This window comes from Arthrobacter sp. JCM 19049 (assembly GCF_001310435.1).
The window spans coordinates 1-4,269 of record NZ_BAXF01000172.1 but is presented as its reverse complement, the minus strand read 5'-3'; the positions used below and the strand labels follow the sequence as shown (position 1 = coordinate 4,269).

The 4,269-nt window shown below is 67.9% G+C and carries 2 pseudogenes; both read left to right on the top strand.

Annotation, left to right across the window (positions count from 1 at the left end):
- A pseudogene (locus tag JCM19049_RS08795) lies at window positions 1-2,542 on the top strand (molybdopterin-dependent oxidoreductase); the annotation flags it as partial.
- Window positions 2,539-4,193: pseudogene (gene narH, locus JCM19049_RS08790) on the top strand (nitrate reductase subunit beta). The pseudogenes JCM19049_RS08795 and narH, both read left to right, overlap by 4 nt.
- Window positions 4,194-4,269 lie beyond the last annotated feature (76 nt).

The following is a 4,269-nucleotide window of genomic DNA, read 5'->3' as shown; positions in this document are numbered from 1 at the left end:
CACCGCCCGGGTCCCCAACGGCACCCTGGGCCACCGCTTCGCCGCGGAAGACAAGGGCGAATGGAACCTGGATCTGGGGGACATCACCCGATGCTCTCGGTCGCGGACCTGGATGGCTGGGACGGCGCGGCCAGCGAGGTCAACCTGCCGCGCTTCGACCTGGAACCGGAGGCCGGGCAGGAACACGCCGGCGGTTCGGGGATCCTCACCCGCGGCGTGCCGGTGATGCGGGTGGCCGGCAAGCTGGTCACCACCGTGTTCGATTTGATGCTCGCCCGCTACGCGGTGCAGCGCGCGGGCATGCCGGGGGTGTGGCCCACCGGCTACGATGACGCCACCGCCCCGGGCACCCCGGCCTGGCAGCAGGAGCACACCAACGTGCCGGCCGAGCAGGCAATCCGCATCGCCCGGGAATTCGCGGACAACGCGGAGAAGTCCGGGGGACGCTCGATGATCCTGATGGGCGCGGGCACCAACCACTGGTTCCACTCGGACACCATCTACCGCACCTTCCTGGCGCTGACCATGATGACCGGCTGCCAGGGCGTCAACGGCGGGGGCTGGGCGCACTACGTGGGCCAGGAAAAGGTCCGCCCGCTCACCGGCTACCAGCAGTACGCCGGCGCCTCGGACTGGGTGCGGCCCCCGCGCTACACCATCGGCACCGCGTTCTGGTACCTGTCCACCGACCAGTGGCGCTACGACGGGCTGCCGGCCAACCAGCTGGCCTCCCCGCTGGCCCGCGGCCACTTCGATGGGCTGACCACCGCGGACTGCCTGGTCGAATCGGCCAAGCGCGGCTGGATGCCTTCCTACCCCACCTACAACCGCAACCCGCTGGATCTGGTGGATGAGGCCGAGGCCGCCGGCAAGGACCCGGCGCAGCACGTGTGGATTCGCTGAACGACGGCTCGCTGGCCTACGCCTGCGAGGACCCGGATGATGCGGCGAACTTCCCGCGGGTGATCCTGATGTGGCGGGCCAACGTGCTCGGCTCCTCGGGCAAGGGCAACGAGTACTTCCTCAAGCACCTGCTGGGCACCAACGCGGCGGTGCGCGCCCCCGAGGCCGCCGAAGGCTCCCGGCCGCAGCAGATGGCGTGGCATGAGCAGGCCCCGGAGGGCAAGCTGGATTTGCTGGCCACCGCGGACTTCCGGATGACCAGCACCACGCTGTTCTCCGACCTGGTCTTCCCGGCCGCCACCTGGTACGAGAAATACGACCTGTCCTCCACGGACATGCACCCGTTCATCCACTCCTTCAACCCGGCGATCGCCCCGCCCTGGCAGACGAAAACCGACTTCGAGCTGTTCGGCTGATGGCCCAGCGCTTCAGCCAGTACTCCGCCAAGCACCTGGGGGTGCGCAGGGACCTGGTCGCCACCCCGCTGCAGCACGACACCCCGGATGCGATGGCCACCCCCAAGGGTCGGGTGCAGCGCGAGGTGCCGCTGGTGCCCGGGGTGAGCATGCCCAAGCTGAAGGTGGTCGAACGCGACTACCCGAACCTGTTCGACCAGTGGCGCAGCTGGGCCCGCTGACCGCCAAAATGGGGATGACCACCAAGGGCATCAACTACCACCCGGAACCGGAGATCAGCACCCTGGAGGGGTTGAACGGCACCGTGCCCTCCGGCCCGTACGCCGGGCATGTGCGCCTGGACACCGACCGGCGCGCGTGCGAGATGATCCTGGCGTTCTCCGGCACCTCCAACGGGCGGCTGGCCACCCAGGGCTTCCGGGCGCTGGAGGAGCACACCGGGCAGAAGATGGCCTTCCTCTCCGAGGAGCACGAGGCACTCACATCTCCTTCCATGACGTGCAGGTCCAGCCGCGCAGCGTGATCACGTCCCCGGAATGGTCCGGCTCCGAACACGGGGGCCGGCGCTACACGGCGTTCGCGATCAACGTGGAGCACCTCAAGCCCTGGCACACGCTCACCGGGCGCCAGCACTTCTACCTGGACCACGACTGGATGGACGAGCTGGGCGAGGCCCTGCCGATCTACCGTCCACCGCTGGACATGCACCGGTTGTACGGGGACGCGCAGCTGGGGCGCACTAGCGAACACGAGTCGGGCAACGCGAGGTGGCGGTGCGCTACCTGACCCCGCACTCGAAGTGGTCGATCCACTCCGAATACCAGGACAACCTGTTCATGCTCTCCCTCTCCCGCGGCGGACCGACCATCTGGATGAGCCCGCAGGACGCGGCGAAGATCGGGGTGCGGGACAACGAGTGGATTGAGTCCTACAACCGCAACGGCGTGGTCGTGGCCCGCGCGATCGTCTCGCACCGCATGCCCGAGGGCACGGTGTACATGTACCACGCCAAGGACCGCACCGTGGACGTGCCGATCGCCGAAACGAGCGGGCTGCGCGGCGGCATCCACAACTCACTGACCCGGATCCTGATGAAGCCCAGCCACCTGATCGGCGGCTACGGCCAGCTGGCCTGGGCGTTCAACTACCTTGGTCCAACCGGAAACCAGCGCGATGAGGTCACCACGATCCGTCGCCGCAACCAGGAGGTGCAATACCGATGAAGGTCATGGCCCAGATGTCGATGGTGATGAACCTGGACAAGTGCATTGGCTGCCACACCTGCTCGGTGACCTGCAAGCAGGCCTGGACGAACCGTTCCGGGGTGGAGTACGTGTGGTTCAACAACGTGGAGACCCGCCCCGGGGTGGGTTACCCGCGCACCTATGAGGACCAGGAGAAGTGGCGCGGCGGCTGGGAGCGCACCAAGCGCGGCCGGCTGAAGCTGAAGGACGGCGGCCGGCTGCACAAGCTCTCGCGCATCTTCTCCAACCCGAAGCTGCCCGAAATCCAGGACTACTACGAGCCGTGGACCTACGACTACGACATGCTGCTGAACTCCCTTCCGGGGAGCACACCCCGGTGGCCAGGCCCAAGAGCCTGCTCACCGGCAAGGACATGAAGATCGGCTGGTCGGCGAACTGGGACGATAACCTGGGCGGCTCGCTGGAAACCATGGCCGATGACCCGATCCTGGCCAAGATGAGCGAGGAGGTGAAGGCCGAGTACGAGAAGGCCTTCATGTTCTACCTGCCGCGCATCTGCGAGCACTGCCTGAACCCCTCCTGCGTGGCCTCCTGCCCCTCCGGGGCGATGTACAAGCGGGCCGAGGACGGGATCGTGCTGGTGGACCAGGATGCCTGCCGCGGCTGGCGGATGTGCGTCTCGGGCTGCCCGTACAAGAAGGTGTACTTCAACCACCGCACCGGCAAGGCCGAAAAATGTACGTTCTGCTACCCGCGCATCGAGGTGGGCCTGCCCACCGTGTGCGCCGAAACCTGTGTGGGGCGCCTGCGCTACCTGGGCCTGGTGCTCTACGACGCGGACGCGGTGGCCGACGCGGCCAGCGTGGAGGACGAGCACGAGCTGCTCGAGGCCCAGCGCCAAGTGCTGCTGGATCCGCGTGACCCCGAGGTCATCGCCGCGGCCCGCGCCGAGGGGATGGACGAGGACTGGATCACCGCCGCCCAGCAGAGCCCGATCTGGAAGCTGATCCGCGACTACCAGGTGGCGCTGCCGCTGCACCCGGAGTACCGCACCATGCCGATGGTCTGGTACATCCCGCCGCTGTCCCCGGTGGTGGACGTAGTCACCGGCACCGGCAACGACGGGGAGGACGCGAACAACCTGTTCGCGGCGATTGACAAGCTGCGCATCCCGATCGGCTACCTGGCCGAGCTGTTCACCGCCGGGGACACCGCCCCGGTGGACCTGGCGCTGCGCAAGCTGGCGGCCATGCGCTCCTACATGCGCGGGGTGTCCATCGATGACGTGCGTGATGAGTCGATCGCGAACGCGGTGGGCATGAGCGGGCCGCAGATCGAGGAAATGTACCGGCTGCTGGCGATCGCGAAGTACGAGGAACGCTATGTGATCCCCCCGGCCCACGCCGAGCAGGCCCACGACCTGGAGGAAATGGGCTGTTCGCTGGAGTTCGAGGGCGGACCGGGCATGGGCGGGGCCGGGCCGTTCGGCTCCTCCAGCGGCGAGCAGGTGCCGGTGGCGGTGGAGAACTTCCATTCGCTGCAGAGCCGGCAGACCGCGGACCGGCCTTCCACCCCGGGACGGGTGAACCTGCTGAACTGGGACGGCAATGGCCGGCCCGAGGGGCTCTTCCCGCCGCAGCACCAGCGTTCCAAGGAGAATGAGCAATGATTCCCAAGCTGCTCAACCGCGCCACCCCGCGCCGCCGGCTGCCCGGCACCCTGGATCCGGTGCCGCTGAAGAACCC